Here is a 20,494-nt window from a genome sequence, read left to right as displayed (position 1 = left end):
ATTTTTAAATATTGTTTTTCGTCATCTCAACAACTTTCATCGCTTCGATTGTCTCTTCAAAGTCATGCACGCGAATGATCTGCGCGCCTTTCATCGCGGCAATCGTAGCACAAACGACACTTGCATTCGTACACTCTGCCGCTGGCTTGTCTAACAGTTTGAAGATCATGGATTTACGAGACATGCCAGCCAAAATAGGCAGGCCGAATTCATGAAACTTTTCAAGATGAGCAAGCATATGATAATTGTGTTCGATTGTTTTGCCAAAGCCAAACCCAGGATCGAGAATCAGTTGAGATTTATCAATCCCTGCAGCTTCACACACCGCGATACGTTCTTCTAGAAAAGCCGACACGTCCCCCATTAAATCATCATAATGAGGGTCAACTTGCATGGTCCTAGGCTGACCTTTCATATGCATCAGACAAATTGGAAGGTTTGCTTCTGCTGCGACTTCCAGAGCACCTGGCTCTTGCAGCGAGCGGATGTCATTGATCAAATCAGCCCCAGCATCAATTGCTTGACGCATCACTTCTGCTTTACTGGTGTCAACGGAAATCCATACATCATATTTTTCACGAATGGCTTTGATTACTGGGACAACACGCCTAAGCTCTTCTTCCAAAGACACATCCGGTGCACCAGGTCTTGTCGATTCACCACCAACATCAACAATACTTACACCAGCCTTTATCATTTTATCAACTTGAGCAAGAGCAAGTTCAATTGAGTTGTATTTACCACCATCCGAAAAGGAATCCGGTGTCACATTTAGAATGGCCATGACATGTGGACGCGAAAGGTCCAAAGATTTGTTATTTGCTGTAATCATCATCATAAACACAAAAACCCCGAGATAACTCGGGGTTTAATATTATCGATACTCTTTATTCAGAGTCTTTCTTTTCAGGCGCTTCGTTAGAAGTTGTTTCAGAAGAGCTAGGCTGTTCTGCATCTTTCGCAGTCTCCGTTGCTTCTTCTTTAACTTCTTGCTTTGCTTGAGGCTTGTCGCTGTCTTCTGGTTTGCTTGCTGAGTTATCACTCCAGCCCGCAGGCTCACGAATTTCAGCTTTGCGCTCCATTAAGTCATCAATCTGGCGAGCATCAATGGTTTCATACTTCATCAGCGCATCTTTCATCGCATGCATGATATCCATGTTCTCTTGAAGAATCTTCTTCGCACGATCGTAGTTGCGGTCAATGATCTGACGAACTTCGTCATCAATCAACTTCGCTGTATCGTCAGACACATGTTTAGTCTGAGTTACACTACGCCCTAAGAACACTTCGCCTTCATCTTCTGCATACAGCAGAGGGCCAAGCTTTTCAGAGAAACCCCATTGAGTAACCATCTTACGAGCAATATCTGTTGCGCGCTCGATATCATTAGAAGCACCGGTTGATACTTTGTCAGCACCGTAGATAAGTTCTTCTGCTAAACGACCACCGTACAAGCTAGAAATCATTGATTCTAGGTGTTGGCGAGACATACTCACGCGGTCCTGCTCTGGAAGGTACATTGTTACACCCAACGCACGACCACGTGGAATGATAGACACTTTGTACACTGGATCGTGTTCAGGAACCAAGCGACCAACAATCGCGTGACCCGCTTCGTGGTATGCGGTTGACTCTTTCACTTCCTCAGACATCACCATTGAACGGCGCTCAGCACCCATCATGATTTTGTCTTTCGCCAGTTCAAACTCAACCATAGAAACGTTGCGCTTGTTACCGCGCGCAGCAAACAGGGCTGCTTCGTTAACTAAGTTTGCTAGGTCAGCACCAGAGAAGCCTGGAGTACCACGTGCGATGAGAGAAGGCTCTACATCACCCGCTAGAGGGACCTTACGCATGTGAACTTTTAGGATCTGTTCACGGCCACGTACATCTGGAAGACCAACTACCACTTGGCGGTCAAAACGACCAGGACGCAGTAACGCAGGGTCCAGCACATCCGGACGGTTAGTCGCAGCGATAACGATAATACCTTCGTTACCTTCGAAACCATCCATCTCAACGAGCATTTGGTTTAGTGTTTGTTCACGTTCATCATGACCACCACCAACACCTGCGCCACGTTGACGACCTACCGCATCGATCTCATCGATAAAGATGATACAAGGTGCGGCTTTCTTTGCTTGTTCAAACATGTCACGCACACGAGATGCACCAACACCAACGAACATTTCTACGAAATCAGAACCAGAGATAGTAAAGAATGGTACTTTCGCCTCACCGGCAATGGCTTTCGCTAGAAGCGTTTTACCCGTACCAGGAGGACCAACCATTAGAACACCCGTTGGAATCTTACCGCCCAGCTTTTGGAAGCGGCTTGGATCGCGTAGGTAGTCCACCAGCTCTTTCACGTCTTCTTTTGCTTCGTCACAACCTGCAACGTCAGCAAAAGTTGTCTTGATTTGTTCTTCGCTCATCATTCGAGCTTTGCTCTTACCAAAAGACATGGCGCCTTTACCACCGCCGCCTTGCATTTGACGCATGAAGAAAATCCATACACCAATTAGTAAGATCATTGGGAACCAAGAGATGAAGATAGTACCAAGCAAGCTTTGCTCTTCTGGAGGCGTGCCTTGTACTTTCACGTTTTGGTTAATTAGGTCATCTAGAAGCTTTTGGTCATACACTGGCATGTAAGTGACCATTTTGGCACCGCCGCCACGACGAACAAAGCTAATTTCACCGTCTTTAAAAGTTGCTTCTTGAATCTGGCCTTGGCCAACTTCCTGTACAAACGTGGTGTAATCCACGGTTCTGCCATTGCTTTCTCCAGGGCCAAAGCTCTGGAATACCGACATCAATACGACGGCGATAACAAGCCACAGAATTAAATTTTTTGCCATGTCACTCAAGGTGTAAGCCTCTCGATAACTAATTGTAATTAAAGGTAGGGTACTACAGTTCATTAACTGTAGCTATAGTGTTAACACGCTCTCAAGAGAGCAAAATGGTTAACCTTTGTAACCAGTGGCTACGACGAAGACCTCTCGAGAGCGAGCTCGCGATGAGTCTGGTTTTCTAATTTTTACGGCTTTAAACATGTCTCGGACTTCTTTCACATACTGATCGAAGCCTTCCCCTTGGAAAACCTTTACGACAAAGCTACCATTAGGCGCTAGAACTTGTCGACACATATCTAAAGCTAATTCAACTAAATACATAGCGCGAGGTTGATCAACAGAATTGTTTCCCGCGATGTTAGGCGCCATATCAGACATTACTACGTCTACCATGGAAGGTTGGATCCTTTCTAGCAAAGCCTCCAATACTGCATCATCACGAAAGTCGCCTTGTAAAAAGCTAACGCCAGCAATCGGGTCCATAGGAAGCAAGTCACACGCGATGATCTGACCACTGTCCCCTACTATCTTAGCAGCATATTGAGACCATCCGCCCGGCGCAGCCCCCAAGTCGACGACTGTCATTCCAGGCTTTAACAATTTATCTTTCGTTTGAATCTCATCGATCTTGAAATAAGCACGTGAGCGGTAGCCTTTTTTTCGGGCTTCATTCGCGTATTTATCATCAAAGTGTTCTTTCAACCAACGACCAGAACTAGCCGAATGTTTTTGTTTACTCATTTTAATCCCAACAAGGCACAAATTGGAGCTATTGTTTTAATAGGCGCTACCTATTACTCAATAAATTATAGTCTTCAGCAATAGATGGCGTTAAAATAGCTTTTTTCAACCCTTATTTTAAAGAAAATTGGCCGCGTAATGAACCTAAGCACCAAACAAAAGCAGCACCTTAAAGGCCTAGCTCACAGTTTAAAACCTGTTGTGCTAATGGGCGCAAATGGACTTACAGAAGCCGTGCTAGCAGAAATTGAAATCGCTCTTAACCATCACGAACTTATCAAAGTAAAAGTTGCTTCGGAAGATCGTGAAACAAAACAGCTAATCATCGACGCTATCGTACGTGAGACGGGCGCTGAAAAAGTTCAGACTATTGGTAAAGTGCTAGTGCTATACCGCCAGTCTGAAGAGCGTAAAATCGAAATCCCTCGTAAGTAACTCTACTTACGTTGCTGAAGAAAAAAGGTCGCCTGAGGCGACCTTTTTGCGTTTTATCAGGGCAGTAATGCTACTCCAAACGACTTAGATATATTCTACTCGGTCAATTTCGAAGTCTTTCGCGCCACCCGGAGTTTGAATAGCAACTTCATCGCCTTCCATCTTACCAATCAGGCCACGAGCAATAGGTGAGCTCACTGAAATGCGACCTGCTTTGATATCGGCTTCGTCATCACCAACGATTTGGTACGTTTTTTCTTCTTCGGTGTCGATATCAATCAAGGTTACGGTTGAACCAAAAATAACTTTACCCGTGTTCTCCATCTTCGTTACATCAATAACTTGAGCAACTGACAGTTTGTATTCAATGTCACGGATTTGTGCTTCACAAATGCCCTGCTCTTCACGAGCGGCGTGATATTCAGCATTCTCTTTTAAATCACCTAGCTCACGAGCTTCAGCAATTGCCTCTGAGATCTGAGGACGTAGTTTAAGTAGACGATCGAGTTCTGCACGTAGCTTTTGCTCGCCACGTAGTGTCATTGGAACTTTTTCCATTTTATAACCTCAAGCCCAAATGGGTCTTTGGACAAAAAAAGCCCACCCTGTCATAGGACTGGGTAGTGCGCTTAAAGATGTATTTCGTTTAGTGTAAACAAACTCCCGGACGAAATCATCTTAATTCGAAAGACAGCAAGACTATGCCTTTTCGGCATAATGATATAACTCACTTTTAGAGCGGTTCTAGGGCGAATCACCTTCTCAATTTATTGAAAAACAACACTGTTCATTACACCAAAAACCTCAAAAAAGATAAAAACTAATCAATGTCAGGCCAATGTCATTGCCAATAATTTCAATCAAAAACAGTAATTTAAATAAAAACAACGCACAATTGAACAGTGTTCATCAGTGGGATTTATATCATTTTACTAACTCATACGGAAACTTTAGCAGTAAAACATGTCCAGCGAGTTGTTAGATCAATGGCTTACAAGTGCGAACTATATCGCTCAATTAGCCAATTTTGGACCAACAACTTGTGAGAGATCACCTCTCCCCCATACAACAATGATTATGGACAGCTAACTAGGACAAATAAGATGAAAAAGACTCTAATTGCTCTTTCTGTATCTGCAGCAGCTATGGCAACTGGCGTAAACGCAGCTGAACTTTACAACCAAGACGGTACTTCTCTAGAAATGGGCGGCCGTGCTGAAGCACGTCTATCTATGAAAGATGGCGACGCTCAAGACAAATCTCGCATCCGTCTAAACTTCCTTGGTAAACAAGAAATCAATGACAACCTATACGGTGTTGGTTTCTGGGAAGGTGAATTTGAGACTGCTCAAAACGGTACTGTAGACGGCGACGACAAGAGCGATCTAGAAACTCGTCTTGCTTACGCTGGTCTTGGCGGTGCTTACGGTGAGTTCGCATACGGTAAAACTGAAGGTGCACTAGGCGTTATCACTGACTTCACAGATATCATGGCTTACCACGGTAACTCTGCAGCAGACAAACTAGCTGTATCAGACCGTACAGACAACATGATGGCTTACAAAGGCCAGTTTGAAAACCTAAGCGTAAAAGCAAGCTACCGCTTCGCTGACCGTATGGAAAACAAAAACACTGGTGAGTACTACGACAACAAACAAGACGGTTACTCTCTATCTGCAATCTACGCTCTAGCTGACACTGGTCTTGAGCTAGGTGCTGGTTACGCAGATCAAGACAAAGCTAACGAGTACATGCTAGCTGCATCTTACACAATGTCTGATCTTTACTTCGCTGGTGTATTCACTGACGGCGAGAAAATGGAAGATTCAAACAACAGTAACACAGTTGATTACACTGGTTACGAGCTAGCGGGTGCTTACACTCTAGGCCAAACAGTATTTACAACATCATACAACAATGCAGAAACTAACAACGAAACTTCTGCAAACAACTTCGCTGTTGATGCTTCTTACTACTTCAAGCCTAACTTCCGTGGTTACATTTCTTACAACTTCAACCTGATTGATGCAGGTGACAAGTTTGGTTCAACTGACACGAGCAAAACAGTTGCAACTAAGATCGATGCTGAAGACGAGCTAGCTCTAGGTCTACGTTACGACTTCTAATTCCGGTCTTTGACTAGAATATCGAATGCCCGCTTTAAGCGGGCATTTTTTATACTTAATTTTAAGCAGCGCGCCTTTCTCTCGTGTCTCATTCATGAAGACATTTGAAGCATTTCTTTAGTTACCTAGCATATTGAAAGGACTTGCGTATACTCAATCACATAACTCACCTTAGAAAGTATCATTATGCGTTTACGTTGGCCCTTGCTCATATTCTCTTCATTACTTTCTGCTTTTTCACAAGCGTACCCTCATCAAGAGGTGCTGCCTGAAGGCGCCCGCATCAGTTTAGTTGCGGAAAAACTCAGTGAAAATGCTGAGCTTGACGGTGTTCATCCTACCGAACAACTGTTCCCACCAGCGAGTACATTAAAAATCGTCACCGCATTAGCCGCAAAGCTAGAACTGGGTGATAATTTCCGGTTTCGAACCAAGCTGGAAACGTCGAACTCAGATGCAGTGATTTACTTTGTCGGCGACCCAACACTCCAAACCAACGACTTAAAATCACTCCTCACTCTAGCTAAGAAAAATGGCTTAAAACGGATTAACGGTGACCTATGGCTCGATAACAGCGCATTCACTGGTTATAACCGTGCGGTGGGCTGGCCATGGGATATCTTGGGAGTTTGCTACAGCGCTCCGGCATCGACCATCACACTCAATAACAACTGTGTACAAGCCTCTATCTATACACAAAAAGATGGTGGAACGCGGGTCTACGTACCAGAGCATCAACCTATTCGTGTCACAAGTACCGTAGAAACAGTTTCTAAAACCATTAAGAAAAGTCGTCATTGTGACTTAGGTTTAGTTGCAAATCCCGATAACAACTACAAGCTAACAGGGTGCTTGGTTGAAAGAGACAAACCATTACCACTGAAATTTGCGGTTCAAGACCCTGAGCGTTACACCAGTCAAAGGTTGGCGACTTTGCTCAAGGAGCTCAACATTGGGGTATCAGGAAAGATTAGGGTCGGTACGGCGCCAGAAAAGCAGCGAAAGCTCATCGCAATGCATCAATCAAAGGCCTTACCAGACATTCTTGAAGATATGCTCAAAAACTCTGACAACTTGATTGCCGACACATTAACCAAAACACTTGGTGCTAAATTTTTCGTTCAGCCAGGCAGTTTTACTAACGGTACAGAAGCGATCAAGCAGATCATTTTCGCCAACACTGGTATTGATATTCGTAATGCGCGCCTAGAAGACGGCTCAGGACTTTCGCGAAATAACCGGATCTCCGCGACCAAGATGGCTGAAATGCTGCGCTATATTTGGAAGCATGAAAACGAACTCAAATTGATTGCCATCATGCCGAAATCAGGTGAATCCGGCACATTAAAGTACCGACAAAGTATGCGAAAACTTCCAATTAAAGGACAGCTGATAGCGAAAAGTGGCTCTATCTACGGGACTTACAATATGGCTGGATATGGCTTGGATAAAAATGGTCAACCTAACACCATTTTTGTTCAGTTTGTTTCAGACTACTTCCCAGAAAAACGGGACGACAACACACCTGTCATCGCCCCGATTACACATTTTGAGCAGCTTTTTTACAATGACATTGTGAACTTTAGTCAGGCAATACCTAAGAAATAGTTCACCACGTTAAAGTAAATCCACATTCCTGAAATATCGACGATAGACGCAAGAACTGGACTCACCAATACGGCTGGGTCCAACTTGCAAGCTCGTGCAATAATTGGCAACAGCCCGCCTAATGTTGTAGAAATGGTGACTTGAATGAACAGCGCAACTGCTATTGCCAGTGCGATATCGGTCAGTTCAAAGCCTCCTGTTGATTGTCCTGCACTAAATAACATAATGCGTCCAATCATCACGATAGCGATCGCTAGCGCAATAAATAGAGCGACTCGGCTCTCTTTCCACAAAACTTCTAACCATTGGCGTTTTTTTAACTCTCCAGTAGCAAGAGCACGAATCACCAAAGTTGCTGCTTGTGTTCCTGTGTTACCACCAGCAGCTGCAATCACTGGCATGTACACTGCAAGTAAAACAAGCTGACTAAGGGTGTCCTCATACTGAGCGATGATCAAGCCTGACACTATCCCTAAAAGAGCCAGCGCAATGATCCATCCAATACGCTGTTTTACATGCCCTAAAACACTAGTTGATAAATAACCATCGGGTGTATCAACTTCAGACATATGCAGACCCAGTTGGTGAGCATAATGACGTGCGCGTTTGTCATGACCTGCTTGCTCAAGTTGAGCAATAAGACTATTCACATAGCCGACAGAGCAATGCTGTAAAATACCTACAGCCTCATCAATCGGCATAACCGTAAGCAAATGGACTTGTTGCTCTTGCTCGTACTGCAAGAATGCATTGCGAGCTGCACCAATTTCTACTTCAGAAAAGTTTGGTGTTGTTTCAATAAAAGTGTTGTTCATTACCGTCATGGCGAATCTCCCGATTGGCATTGGTAACGACCATCGACAAAGCATGAAAAGCCACTCTTGCACGCTAAAAGTCAGACAACAATTAAGATGCACAGAGAAAACCAATGCTAATGCACTGTCTATTCAGAATGTATGAAGGAAATAACGAGAAGAAAATTAGAAAAGATGCCTCACCACTTAGGTAAGGCGGAGATCGCCAATACCGAAGCGGGTTATTTCGCTCCCTTAATCTTACTCACCCAACGACTGGGAGGATGGTCGGTATTGTTCATGTAAATCTCCGATAGCGCTGCCATTATTGGCAGCGCAAGTATAGTAGCAAAGTTCATCAGGTATGGAAGTTTTACTTTGTCGTTTTTGCTAAATTTTCATACAAAAAAAGCGCCCTTCGGACGCTTTCATTTGCAGTCATTATGAATTACTGAATAGTAATACGAGCAAATTTACGTTTGCCTACTTGGAACACGTAAGTACCCGCTTCTGGAGCAAATTTGCTGTCCGCAATTTTTTCACCATCAATCTTCACAGCGCCCTGCTTAACCATGCGCATCGCATCTGACGATGATGGACATAAGCCTGCTTCTTTCAACAGATTACTCACTGGGCGACCTGCGTCAAAGTCAAACTCTGGCATTTCATCAGGAATTTGGTTCTTCGCAAAACGGTTTACGAATTCTTGCTCTGCTGCATCGGCATCGGCTTCACTGTGGAAACGAGCAATAATTTCTTTTGCTAGCAATACTTTGATGTCACGAGGGTTTTTGCCCGCTTCTACATCAGCTTTGAATTGAGCAATCTCTTCCAGAGGACGGAAAGAGAGCAGCTCGTAGTAGCTCCACATTAGGTCATCAGAAATAGACATGATTTTACCAAACATTTCGCTTGGCGCTTCGCTGATACCGATGTAGTTGTTTGCTGACTTAGACATCTTCTTCTCGCCATCAAGGCCCACTAGAAGCGGCATCATCAGTACAACCTGAGGTTTTTGACCGTGAGACTTTTGCAGTTCACGACCCATTAGAAGGTTGAACTTCTGGTCTGTACCACCTAATTCAACATCCGTTTCCATTGCTACTGAGTCCCAGCCTTGTAGAAGTGGGTACATGAACTCGTGAATAGCAATTGGCTGACCACCCGCGTAACGCTTTTTAAAGTCGTCACGCTCTAGCATACGAGCAACGGTTTGGTTTGCCGCAAGGCGAATCATACCTTCTGCGCCCAGTTCAGACAGCCACTCAGAGTTAAACTGAATTTTAGTCTTTGCAGGATCGAGAATTTTGAACACTTGCTCTTTGTACGTTTCAGCGTTACGCAATACGTCTTCACGACTTAGCGGTGGACGAGTTGTGTTTTTACCTGTTGGGTCACCAACCATTGCAGTGAAGTCACCGATTAGGAACGTCACTTCATGACCTAGTTCTTGGAACAAGCGAAGCTTATTGAAAATAACCGTATGGCCTAGGTGAATGTCAGGTGCTGTTGGATCAGCGCCCAATTTAATACGTAGAGGACGGTCTTCTTTTAGTTTTGCGATTAGCTCTTCTTCTGGAATCAGCTCTTCAACACCGCGCTTAATCTCGGCTAGTGCAGCTTCAATGCTCGCCATTCTTGTTCACTCCCACAGATTTGGCAAAAATATAATAGCTGAACATATTACTTGAATAGCGATGCATTTTGAAACACGTTAGACTAGGTAGTTGTCACTTTTTCCGTTTAATTTAGCAATCAAGTACCTCATGCATTCGATTTTTGTCCGACTTCCACTCTTGCACAAAGTATTGATCGGTTTTTTTAGTGCGCTGATTATCTTCGCGCTCTTCTTTTTACCTGATCCGCAAGACCTAGACCCGCAGCAGAGCCGATTAAAAGTTGGTCAACATTATCCTGTGCCAGTTTCCCTCGAACTCAGTGCACTAAATAGTTCATCGCCTGCGGTTCCCGCCGTGCTGCGCTGGGAGACATACAAGGTAAAAAATGGCGAGAGTGCTGCCATCTTATTTAGTCGCGTAGGGCTTTCTGCTCGTCTATTACATGAACTGGTGTCATCAGACAAAGAAGTGGAAAAACAGTTAACTCGGCTTCGACCTGGTGACCGATTGCAATTTGGTTTTGACGAAAATAACGACTTGGTGCAGCTAAGAAGAACACTAAGCGCGTTCGAGACTTTTCGTATCACATTAAAAGACGGCAAGTACGTTTCTGAAGTTGATAAAAAAGAAGTCGACTTCCAGTACAACTACGCTGAAGCCACCATCAAATCAAACTTTTGGAATGCAGGAATATCTTCTGGATTAAATGGTAACCAAATCATGGAACTGGCTGGCATATTTGGTTGGGACATCGACTTTGCTTTAGATATTCGTAAAAACGACAGCTTCCGAGTACTTTACCAAGAGGAAGTGGTAGAAGGTGAAGTAATCGGCCGTGGAAAAATCATTGCTGCGATCTTTAAAAACCAAGGCGATACCTTTACCGCAATATTGGATCAGAAAAGTGGCAAGTATTACGACGAAAATGGGCGTGCAATGAAAAAAGCATTCTTACGCGCGCCGTTGGATTTCCGTCGAGTTTCGTCTAATTTCAACCCACGCCGCTTACATCCAGTGACGGGACGCGTTCGTCCTCATAGAGGCACGGACTATGCGGCACCGGTGGGTACCCCGATTTGGGCGGCTGGTGATGGCGTCGTTCAAAAATCGTCTTACAACAAATTTAATGGTAACTACGTTTTCATTAAACATAGTAATACTTACATTACCAAGTACCTGCACTTAACCAAACGTACTGTACGAGCTGGTCAACGCGTTAAGCAAGGCCAAACCATCGGTACGCTTGGCGGAACTGGCCGTGTAACTGGCCCTCACCTGCACTATGAGTTCCTTGTGAATGGTGTCCATAAAAACCCGCGCACGGTGAATTTGCCACAATCTAAATCCCTGACAGGCAAAGCGAGACAAACTTTCATGGCAAACGCGAAAATTAGCATGGACAAGCTTGAACGCTACAGCAAACTGCTAGCAATGAAGTAAGCCAGGTATTGAAAAGGGCAGCGAAGCTGCCCTTTTTGTTTTGTCGATATCATCACGATAAAGCTTACTGTTCGGAGTGATGCTCTCTCCCGAGCATAAGCAAACACGGTGTCAGAACTAACGTTAGCAAAGTCGCAAACGCCAAACCACCCGCGACAGCGGTCGCAAGCTGAGACCACCATTGAGTGCTTGGTGCGCCAAACTCCACTTTCTGATTAACTAAGTCGATGTTCATTTCTAACACCATTGGCAATAAGCCTAATATGGTGGTCACCGTCGTGAGTAAAACGGGTCTTAAACGCTGCACACCCGTACGCAAAATAGCCTCAGATTTTTCTAAGCCACGTTTACGCATCTGATTATAAGTATCGATTAAAACAATATTGTTGTTTACCACGATACCAGCCAACGCAATCACTCCAATTCCCGACATAATGATGCCAAATGGCTTTTGGAAAATAAGTAATCCAGCGAAGACACCAACGGTAGAAAACAGCACTGCACTAAGGATTAAGAAAGCTTGATAAAAGCTATTAAACTGCGTAATTAAAATCAAAGCCATCACACCAAGCGCGACAATAAAAGCATTTTGCAAGAATGCTGATGAGTTTTCCTGCTCTTCATTTTGACCCCGAATCTTATATTCAATGCCTTCCGGTAAGTCGAGCTGTTCCATTCCAGCGGCAATCTTAGGTAACTCAAGCGCCAAATTGTAACCTTCCATCATATCCGCTTTAATATTGATAACTCGATGACCGTCGACCCGACGAATAGTGTCTTGCTTATGATCTGGTTTGATTTGAGCAAAATTCGTAATCGGTACCAGACCAGCTGCCGTTTTCACTCTCAGTTGATCAAATCGACCTATGTCGCGCTTATCTTGCGGATAGCGCACCAAAATATCGACTTCTTCATCCGCATCATCGGGCAAATAATCGCCTATTTTCAAGCCGTTCGTAACAAACTGGACGGTATTCCCGACTAAAGTAGCATCCGCTGCAAAGCGAGAGGCGTCATCTCGCTGGATATCAATTTGCCAATCAATCCCTTCCTTATTAGTGGTATCACTCAAGTTGGTCAGTGCAGGATTACCATCAGCCCAATGTCGTACTTTTTTGGCTGCTTCATCTAACGCACTAACACTCAAATTTCGTGATGACACTTCAATCACGAGATCATGCTCGACAGGCGGTCCTGCGTCCGGGAATTTATACTCAAGTTCAACACCATAAAAGCGGTCTGTCGTCTCTTTTAGTTCCTCAATAATGGTTTTCACTTTGCGTCGATACTGCCAATCCACAGGCGTTATTTGAATCTGGCCAATCTCGTCCCCATTATCGCTCGATCCTGTGCGCGTGTAGACACTTTCAAACTCGTCATGACCAAGCATCACCTTCTCGATTTCGCGCATAACAACATCTTTTTCGTAAACAGACAGGTCACCATAAGAACGAACTTTAACGGTAAAAAAGGCAGGGTCCACCTCAGGGAAAAACTCTGCACCCAAGCCAGCTTTGTTGTAAGTGAAGCCGACACCTGCCGCTAGCAGTATCGCGCTGAGTAAGACCTTCCATGGATGACGAATCGCTACCGACAGAGTCTGGTAATAAAGCTTGGTAATGCCAGTCGCTTTTTCAAAGTTGCCGTTATGCAGCTCCACCATTTCTCGCTGAGCTTTCTGATTGACTACTTGAGGCTTGCCAATGATCCCACCGATGACAGGAACGAACAATAAAGCCATCATCAGCGAAGCGGCCAAGGTAGCAATTAAAGTAAGTGGTAAGTACTTCATGAACTCACCAGTGATGTCTGGCCAGAAAAGTAACGGAGCAAACGCAGCCAATGTGGTTGCTGTGGATGCGGTAATAGGCCAGGCCATTCGCTTTGCTGCATCTCGATAGGCTTCTTTACGTGGCGTTCCTTCTTGCATGCGCCGATCTGCAAACTCTGTCACCACAATGGCACCATCCACCAACATGCCTACCGCCATAATTAAAGCAAACAGTACGACGATATTGACCGTCAGCCCAAATACCGATAACACCAACAACCCAGTCAAGAACGATCCTGGAATAGAAATCCCCACGAGAAGCGCGGTCCTAACCCCCAATATGGCAATAATGACGATAACTACGAGGATAATTGCGGATAAGATATTGTTTTGTAGATCACTGAGCATCAATTTGACATCGTCGGATTGATCCCAAGTGTATTTAACTTGCAAATTGTCGGGCCACTCGGCGCGCTTCTGTCCCTGAGCCAGTACTTCTTTTACCAGCTCAACCGTTTCAATAATGTTTTCCCCTGCTCGTTTTTTTACATCCAAAACGATGGCAGATTCGCCATCTAAACGAGCAAAACTTTCAGGATCGCGAAATGCACGTCGTACTGTCGCCACATCGCCAAAAGTGATCACCTCTTTGCCATTCACCTTGATCGGTAGTTCAAGCACATCTTTCAGTGAATCAAAAACCGATGGGACTTTTACCGAAAAGCGTCCATACCCAGTATCGACAAACCCCGCTGCCACAACTCGGTTATTCAAGGCAATTAAATTATAGATATCCGCTTGATCGAGACCGTAGCTTTCCATCAATAGCGGATCGACAACTATCTCCACGATGTCTTCGCGATCTCCTGCGATTTCAACCTCAAGAACCTGACGGAAACTTTCCAAACGATCACGTAACGTTCTGGCAATCTGAACAATGGTTCGCTCTGGTACGGTGCCATAGAGCACAACGGTCAACACAGGCTCTTCAGATGCAAACGTGACTTCGTTTACCGTTGGCTCATCACTGTCCTCTGGTAACTTTGGCTTCGCAAGATCAACCGCATCACGCACATCTGCCATCGCTTTATCAAGATCCACTCCGACACTAAATTCCAGCGTCACCGAAGCATGACCTTCTGATGCCACAGAGGTCATCTCTTTTACGCCTTCAATTGAACGCAGCTCTTGCTCTATTGGGCGAACCAATAAACGCTCGGCATCGACAGGAGAAATACCTTGATGTCCAACAGAAACATAAATGATCGGAATGGTAATATCAGGGCTCGATTCCTTGGGGATTGTGACGTAAGTAATGACACCTGCAATTAATATCATCACCAATAATGTCAGCATAGTGCGAGCGCGAGATAACGCAGCATCAATCAGAGTGTACATAGGTGCTCCTTACTGCTCATTAGCTGCTTCAAGAACTACGTCATCAACTTTATTGGCCAGTACTTGATCACCATCTCGCACAAAACCTTGTCCCAGCACGATAATATCTACACGCTCTCCTAACCCAGAGAGCCACACACCATCATCCTCGGCCTTAACGAGTTGAATTGGAACAAACTCAACATGCTCATTACGCAGTGTCTTGACACCTAAGTTACCTTCTTCATCTAGTGCTAACATGGCAGCCGTAATCTTTACCGCCAACACTTCACTCAAAGGCAGCTGTACTTCTGCGCTCATACCGGCAGGAATTCTTGCGTCTTGATTATCAATTTCGATTTCAATTGGAAATGTATTAGTAGAAGCAGAAGAAACACGTCCAATGTAGCGCACACGACCTTGATGATGCTGTTGGTTAATGGTTCTTACGTCGGCTTCTAGGCCTTCCTTAAGGTATTGTATATGCCGTTCACTGACATCGGCTTCAATCACTAGAGTATCCAAATCAATGACCGTCGCAATGGGATCGCCAATCCCGACAAAATCACCTAACTCAACAAAGTGATGATCTACGATGCCATCAAATGGCGCTTTAACCTCAGTATTTCTTAAAGCCGTTTGCACGTTACTCAAATTCGCACGTGCATCTACCAACGCTGCTTGCGCTGTCGCAAATGCAACCTCACCTTGCAGTCCGCGACTTTTTAGCGATTTAGCTGCATTAAACTCTTTCTCTTTAACCAACAGCATCGCCTGGGCCCGTTTAAGTTGAATGCCAAGGTCGCGCTTATCGATGTTTGCGATCACTTGTCCCTGTTTGACCGCTTGGCCTTTCTTTATGTTAAGACTGACTATTTTACCGGCAACTTCGGCGCCAAGACGCGCTTGACGATTGGGCGCTGTTCGTCCATACAATTCAATGGTTTTACTGGTAGGTTCGGCAAGAAAAGTATCAAACATCACCTTTGCAAGTGGTGTCGTGTTCGTGGATGTTGAAGAGTTAGGATGATCATCTTGTGCTTTGAGTTGGCCGATGGTTAGCCATGCAACAAGAAGTAAGACGAGGATAAGAGATACTAGCCAAGGGCGCTCGACAATTCGGCGTCCAAAAGAAAGTCCAGACATATAAAGTCCTTTTTATTATTTCTCTGCATATCTGCGAGCGTGTGCTTTACGTGACATCCTTCTACATAAAGCACAGGCAGCCATTAGCTGCCTGTTAGGTGTTAATTACACACTGAACGATGCACCACAACCACATGTTGTCGTTGCATTTGGGTTATTTACGAAGAAGCGCGCTCCTTCCAACCCTTCTGTGTAGTCAACAATACCGCCAACGAGATATTGCAGACTCATAGGGTCTACAACCAGTGTTACACCACTGTTTACGATTGTCGTATCGCCTTCGTTTACATTTTCATCAAAAGTAAAGCCGTATTGGAAGCCGCTGCAGCCGCCGCCAGTAATGTATACGCGCAGTTTCAATGCTGGGTTTTCTTCTTCAGCAATCAATGCTTTAACGCGAGATGCTGCTGCGTCAGAAAAAGATAATGGTACGTTTACTTCGCTCACGAAGACCTCTCTCACTCGTGTAATGCGTCAAGCCTGAAGCAAGACGTCAAATTTGTGCTAATTGAGACGATTATCCAATACCTGACAAACTCGTTCAAGTATTCGCCGCCGATTCTTTATAACAGATGCGGATATATAAGATTACACTGCGAAACAACACATAAATTAAGCAAAACGTTTCTAACTTGATTATAGCTAGGTACAATGCGCTCCACTTGGTCCGAGCAATCAAAAGAGGATAACCCCATGACCAAATCATCAGAGCTGTATCAAAAAGCTCAGCAAACCATCCCTGGCGGTGTCAATTCACCAGTTCGTGCATTCAACGGCGTTGGCGGTTCTCCGCTATTTATCGAACGAGCAGACGGTCCACTGATTTTTGATGCCGATGGTAAAGCGTATATTGATTACGTTGGCTCTTGGGGTCCAATGATTCTTGGCCACAACCACGCAGTTATCCGCGAAGCAGTAATTGATGCAGCGCAACGCGGTCTTAGCTTCGGTGCGCCAACAGAACTTGAAATCGCGATGGCAGAATTAGTTTCTGAGCTTGTTCCATCAATGGAGCAAATCCGCATGGTAAGTTCTGGTACTGAAGCTACGATGAGCGCGATTCGTCTTGCACGTGGCTTCACCGGTCGCGACAAGATCATGAAATTTGAAGGTTGTTACCACGGCCACGCTGACAGCTTGCTAGTAAAAGCAGGTTCTGGTGCACTAACTCTAGGTCAACCAAGCTCTCCTGGCGTTCCTGCAGATTTTGCTAAGCACACGCTAACAGCAACATTCAACGACCTAGATTCTGTACGCGAGCTATTTGCTGCTAACAAAGGCGAAATTGCTTGTATCATCGTTGAGCCAGTAGCAGGCAACATGAACTGTATTCCACCAGTGGAAGGCTTCCACGAAGGGCTACGTGAAATCTGTGATCAAGAAGGCGCGCTACTAATTTTTGATGAAGTAATGACAGGCTTCCGTGTTGCTCTAGGCGGCGCGCAAGCACACTACAACATCAAACCCGACCTAACGACACTGGGTAAAGTGATTGGTGGCGGTATGCCAGTAGGTGCTTTCGGTGGCCGTAAAGAAGTGATGCAATACGTTGCACCTACAGGCCCAGTTTACCAAGCTGGTACCCTTTCCGGTAACCCTGTCGCAATGGCAGCAGGCTACGCATGTTTGAACCTTCTAAAAGAAGAAGGCAACGAAAAGCGCCTAGCTTCTAAAACGAAACAACTTGCTGAAGGCTTTAAGTCTCTAGCAGAAAAACACGGTATTCCGCTAGTTGTTAACCAAGTGGGCGGTATGTTCGGCTTCTTCTTCACTGACCAGGAAAAAGTAACTTGCTACGAAGACGTAACGAAGTGCGATGTAGAACGCTTCAAGCGTTTCTTCCACTTAATGCTAAAACACGGTGTCTACCTTGCGCCATCTGCGTTTGAAGCGAGCTTTACTTCACTCGCTCATGGTTCAAAAGAGATTGATGCCACATTAGAAGCGGCTGACCGCTGTTTTGCTGTTCTTGCAGAAGAAGCGAAATAATCGCTAAAAACGGCGATAACGCATTTAGAAAAGGACCGTAACGGTCCTTTTTTATTGCCAATTCAAAATAACCAATATCGCTAATACCCCAACGACAATGCCAAACCACGGTATTCGCTTAGCTTTTTTCTCGGTTTGACACTTTTTATCACCGTTGCAACAACCCATAGCTCATCTCTTGATTGATAACCGACTGATTTGTAGTCATTATAGCAAGGTACATCGCCCTGCTCTAATTCGGCATTGTCATAAGCTTGAAAGAGTTAAGAGTGCAAAGTAATAAAGGTTACACGCCATCATTGAAGGCATAAACCGTAAACGTCACCTGTAAGTTGGACTAATACCATGCCAAATAATGTAAAAATAACGTCGAGTCACCGAGTACTAATGGTTGCTTTACTCGCCGCTGCTTTTGCTTGCTACTTATTGGTTGAGCCATATATCAATTCCATTGTGATGGCTTTTATCATTTCTTTGCTCATGTTTCCGATACACGAATGGTTTGAGCAGAAAATTCCCAAGCACCCAAATATGGCAGCACTGCTGTCATGTGTCGTCTTGACGTTTATTATTGTTATCCCGCTTTTATTTGTGTTTGCCGCCATTGTTCAGCAAGGCTCTGTTTTCTCACAAAATACATATAATTGGGTTACCAATGGTGGTATCCAAGATATATTCCAACATCCTTTCGTTATCAAAGGCTTAGCGATTGTTAATGAGTACTTACCTTTTGATAAAATCGAGCCCAAAGCCATTGCTGAGAAAATTGGTCAATTTGCCACATCGTTTGGCTCTAACTTAGTTGCTATCAGCGCAAAGATTTTAGGAGACGCAACCAACTTCCTAATGAACTTCTTCCTGATGCTGTTTGTGCTGTTTTTTCTGCTTCGTGACCACGACAAAATTATCTCTGCGATTCGTCATATCCTGCCACTCTCACGTAGCCAAGAAGACCGCATATTGACAGAGATAGAGCAAGTTTCTAAATCAGCCGTGATGGGCTCATTCATGACAGCGATTGCTCAAGGTTTGGCTGGCGGTATCGGTATGTGGCTCGCCGGTTTCCCTGGGTTATTTTGGGGAACAATGATGGGCTTTGCATCATTCATTCCAGTGGTAGGAACCGCGCTAATCTGGATTCCTGCAGCAGCGTACTTGTTCTTAACAGGCGATATGACTTGGGCTATCTTCTTGACGGTGTGGAGTGTAGTTATCGTTGGCTCTATAGATAACCTATTACGTCCGTTGCTAATGCAAGGCAGCGCCGGCATGAATACTCTTATGATTTTCTTCTCATTACTGGGTGGTCTGCATCTGTTTGGTTTGATTGGTCTTATCTACGGCCCACTTATTTTTGCCGTGACCATGGTACTGTTTAATATCTACGAGGAAGAATTCAAAGACTTCCTTAACCAACAAGACAACAGCTAGTCACCGCTTAATCACTTCAAGCTTGGGGCAGATTGTGCGAAAATCTGCCCCAAATTATTTCTGATGAACCAAATTTATGTCTGCTTATATCGCTCCTAGCCAAATAGCTCAGCGCCAACTTGAATACTTCAACGGAAAACACGTTTTAGTCGCTGGTGAAGTTGAAGACCTATTTCCTCTTGAGTTAGTGGCTCATTGTGAGTCTGTTGAAGTGTTTACTTCCAACTATAGCTACTACCGCCAAATTCAAACCTCTGACAAAGTGAAAAGTCATTTTGGCTCTGTGTTTGATGTTGAAACAAAAGCAGACATGGTCCTTTTATACTGGCCAAAAGCAAAAGCTGAAGCAGAATACTTGCTGGCGATGTTGATGGCGAAACTGGGCATTAACACTGAAATCGTCATCGTTGGTGAAAACCGCTCCGGCATCAAGAGCATCGAGAAGATGTTCCAAGAATACGGCCCAGTGAACAAGTACGACTCTGCTCGTCGCTGCTCATTTTACTGGGGTAATTGCCTCAATGAGCCAAAACCTTTCAACCAAGCAGATTGGTTTAAGTCTTACACTGTTACACTCGGTGAGCAGTCACTAGCGGTTAAGAGCCTACCTGGCGTATTCAGCCATGGCGAGTTCGACTTAGGTAGCCGATTGCTGCTTGAAACCTTACCTAAGCTGTCGGGCAAAGTGCTCGACTTTGGTTGTGGTGCAGGTGTACTCGGTGCGTTTATGGCGAAAGCGAATCCAGAGATCGCGATTGAGATGTGTGACATTAATGCTTATGCGATCACTTCTAGCCAAGCCACATTAGAAGCGAATGGTTTATCCGGAAGCGTATTTGCATCAGATATATACTCGGATACCGCAAAAGACTACCGCTTTATCGTCAGCAACCCGCCATTCCACAGTGGTCTAGACACAAATTACAACGCAGCGGAAACCTTGTTGGGTCAGGCACCACAATATCTAACCAAAGACGGCGAAATGGTGATTGTCGCGAATAGCTTCTTAAAATACCCACCAATTATCGAGCGGGCGTTTAATAATTGCGAGACGCTAAATAAGACCAATAAATTTTCTATCTACTACGCGAAAAAATCATAACTTCCCCCCGCGCAGGCACAAACCTGCGCGATTTTTTCTCATAAATTCAACACTCAT

Annotated in this window: 16 protein-coding genes; 7 read left to right on the top strand and 9 right to left on the bottom strand. The window is 44.7% G+C overall.

The genetic code is table 11. From position 1 onward, the window contains the following. Positions 1-4 precede the first annotated feature (4 nt). The 3 genes from folP to rlmE form a co-directional block, all read right to left on the bottom strand. Complete coding sequence (gene folP, locus R7Q11_RS15105) at positions 5-835, bottom strand: dihydropteroate synthase (RefSeq protein ID WP_225466554.1); 831 nt, start codon at positions 833-835, stop codon at positions 5-7. 52 nt (positions 836-887) lie between these two features. Continuing rightward, complete coding sequence (gene ftsH / locus R7Q11_RS15100) at positions 888-2,861, bottom strand: ATP-dependent zinc metalloprotease FtsH (protein WP_017635895.1); 1,974 nt, start codon at positions 2,859-2,861, stop codon at positions 888-890. A gap of 108 nt (positions 2,862-2,969) precedes the next feature. Then, positions 2,970-3,599 carry a 23S rRNA (uridine(2552)-2'-O)-methyltransferase RlmE gene (rlmE, locus tag R7Q11_RS15095; RefSeq protein WP_005388985.1) on the bottom strand — a complete coding sequence of 210 codons (630 nt, stop codon included), beginning with the start codon at positions 3,597-3,599 and terminating at the stop codon, positions 2,970-2,972. 138 nt (positions 3,600-3,737) lie between these two features. On the opposite strand from rlmE, the gene yhbY reads away from it, so the two are divergent. Further along, complete coding sequence (yhbY, locus tag R7Q11_RS15090; RefSeq protein ID WP_005380066.1) at positions 3,738-4,034, top strand: ribosome assembly RNA-binding protein YhbY; 297 nt, start codon at positions 3,738-3,740, stop codon at positions 4,032-4,034. Between the two features lie 84 nt (positions 4,035-4,118). On the opposite strand, the gene greA is transcribed toward yhbY, so the two are convergent. Further along, positions 4,119-4,592, bottom strand: coding sequence for a transcription elongation factor GreA (greA, locus tag R7Q11_RS15085; protein ID WP_005380065.1), 474 nt, complete (start codon positions 4,590-4,592; stop codon positions 4,119-4,121). Between the two features lie 545 nt (positions 4,593-5,137). On the opposite strand from greA, the gene R7Q11_RS15080 reads away from it, so the two are divergent. Both R7Q11_RS15080 and dacB read left to right on the top strand, forming a co-directional pair. Beyond that, positions 5,138-6,160, top strand: coding sequence for a porin (locus tag R7Q11_RS15080; protein ID WP_005380064.1), 1,023 nt, complete (start codon positions 5,138-5,140; stop codon positions 6,158-6,160). Between the two features lie 186 nt (positions 6,161-6,346). Then, complete coding sequence (gene dacB / locus R7Q11_RS15075) at positions 6,347-7,768, top strand: serine-type D-Ala-D-Ala carboxypeptidase (protein ID WP_017820417.1); 1,422 nt, start codon at positions 6,347-6,349, stop codon at positions 7,766-7,768. Here the strand turns inward: dacB and R7Q11_RS15070 are convergent. Continuing rightward, positions 7,747-8,592, bottom strand: a complete 846-nt coding sequence (locus R7Q11_RS15070; RefSeq protein WP_005380062.1) for a magnesium transporter — start codon at positions 8,590-8,592, stop codon at positions 7,747-7,749. The genes dacB and R7Q11_RS15070 overlap by 22 nt on opposite strands. Positions 8,593-9,010: 418 nt before the next feature. Beyond that, positions 9,011-10,198 carry a tyrosine--tRNA ligase gene (tyrS, locus tag R7Q11_RS15065; protein WP_017820416.1) on the bottom strand — a complete coding sequence of 396 codons (1,188 nt, stop codon included), beginning with the start codon at positions 10,196-10,198 and terminating at the stop codon, positions 9,011-9,013. 130 nt (positions 10,199-10,328) lie between these two features. On the opposite strand from tyrS, the gene R7Q11_RS15060 reads away from it, so the two are divergent. Next, complete coding sequence (locus R7Q11_RS15060) at positions 10,329-11,621, top strand: peptidoglycan DD-metalloendopeptidase family protein (protein ID WP_005386530.1); 1,293 nt, start codon at positions 10,329-10,331, stop codon at positions 11,619-11,621. Between the two features lie 64 nt (positions 11,622-11,685). Here the strand turns inward: R7Q11_RS15060 and vmeK are convergent, their stop codons facing one another. The 3 genes from vmeK to erpA form a co-directional block, all read right to left on the bottom strand. Next, entirely contained in the window at positions 11,686-14,790 is a 3,105-nt protein-coding gene (vmeK, locus tag R7Q11_RS15055; protein WP_225466549.1) for a multidrug efflux RND transporter permease subunit VmeK, read from the bottom strand. Between the two features lie 9 nt (positions 14,791-14,799). Further along, positions 14,800-15,915 (bottom strand): efflux RND transporter periplasmic adaptor subunit, encoded by a 1,116-nt coding sequence (locus tag R7Q11_RS15050; RefSeq protein ID WP_053304105.1) that lies wholly within the window; start codon positions 15,913-15,915, stop codon positions 14,800-14,802. Between the two features lie 105 nt (positions 15,916-16,020). Further along, positions 16,021-16,362, bottom strand: a complete 342-nt coding sequence (gene erpA, locus R7Q11_RS15045; protein WP_005380031.1) for an iron-sulfur cluster insertion protein ErpA — start codon at positions 16,360-16,362, stop codon at positions 16,021-16,023. Positions 16,363-16,608: 246 nt separating this feature from the next. Between erpA and hemL the strand changes: the two genes are divergently transcribed. From hemL to rsmC, 3 genes are all read left to right on the top strand, one after another. After that, a complete protein-coding gene (gene hemL / locus R7Q11_RS15040) occupies positions 16,609-17,904 on the top strand; it encodes a glutamate-1-semialdehyde 2,1-aminomutase (protein WP_005380032.1) in 1,296 nt (431 codons plus the stop codon). A 345-nt stretch (positions 17,905-18,249) separates the two neighbouring features. Beyond that, positions 18,250-19,335: an AI-2E family transporter gene (locus R7Q11_RS15035; protein ID WP_031779035.1), complete on the top strand. Its 1,086-nt coding sequence runs from the start codon at positions 18,250-18,252 to the stop codon at positions 19,333-19,335. A 76-nt stretch (positions 19,336-19,411) separates the two neighbouring features. After that, positions 19,412-20,437, top strand: a complete 1,026-nt coding sequence (rsmC, locus tag R7Q11_RS15030; protein ID WP_222712300.1) for a 16S rRNA (guanine(1207)-N(2))-methyltransferase RsmC — start codon at positions 19,412-19,414, stop codon at positions 20,435-20,437. The last annotated feature ends 57 nt before the right edge of the window (positions 20,438-20,494 follow it).

This window comes from Vibrio sp. 970, from assembly GCF_033339075.1.
This window is presented reverse-complemented; position numbering and strand designations above follow the sequence as displayed.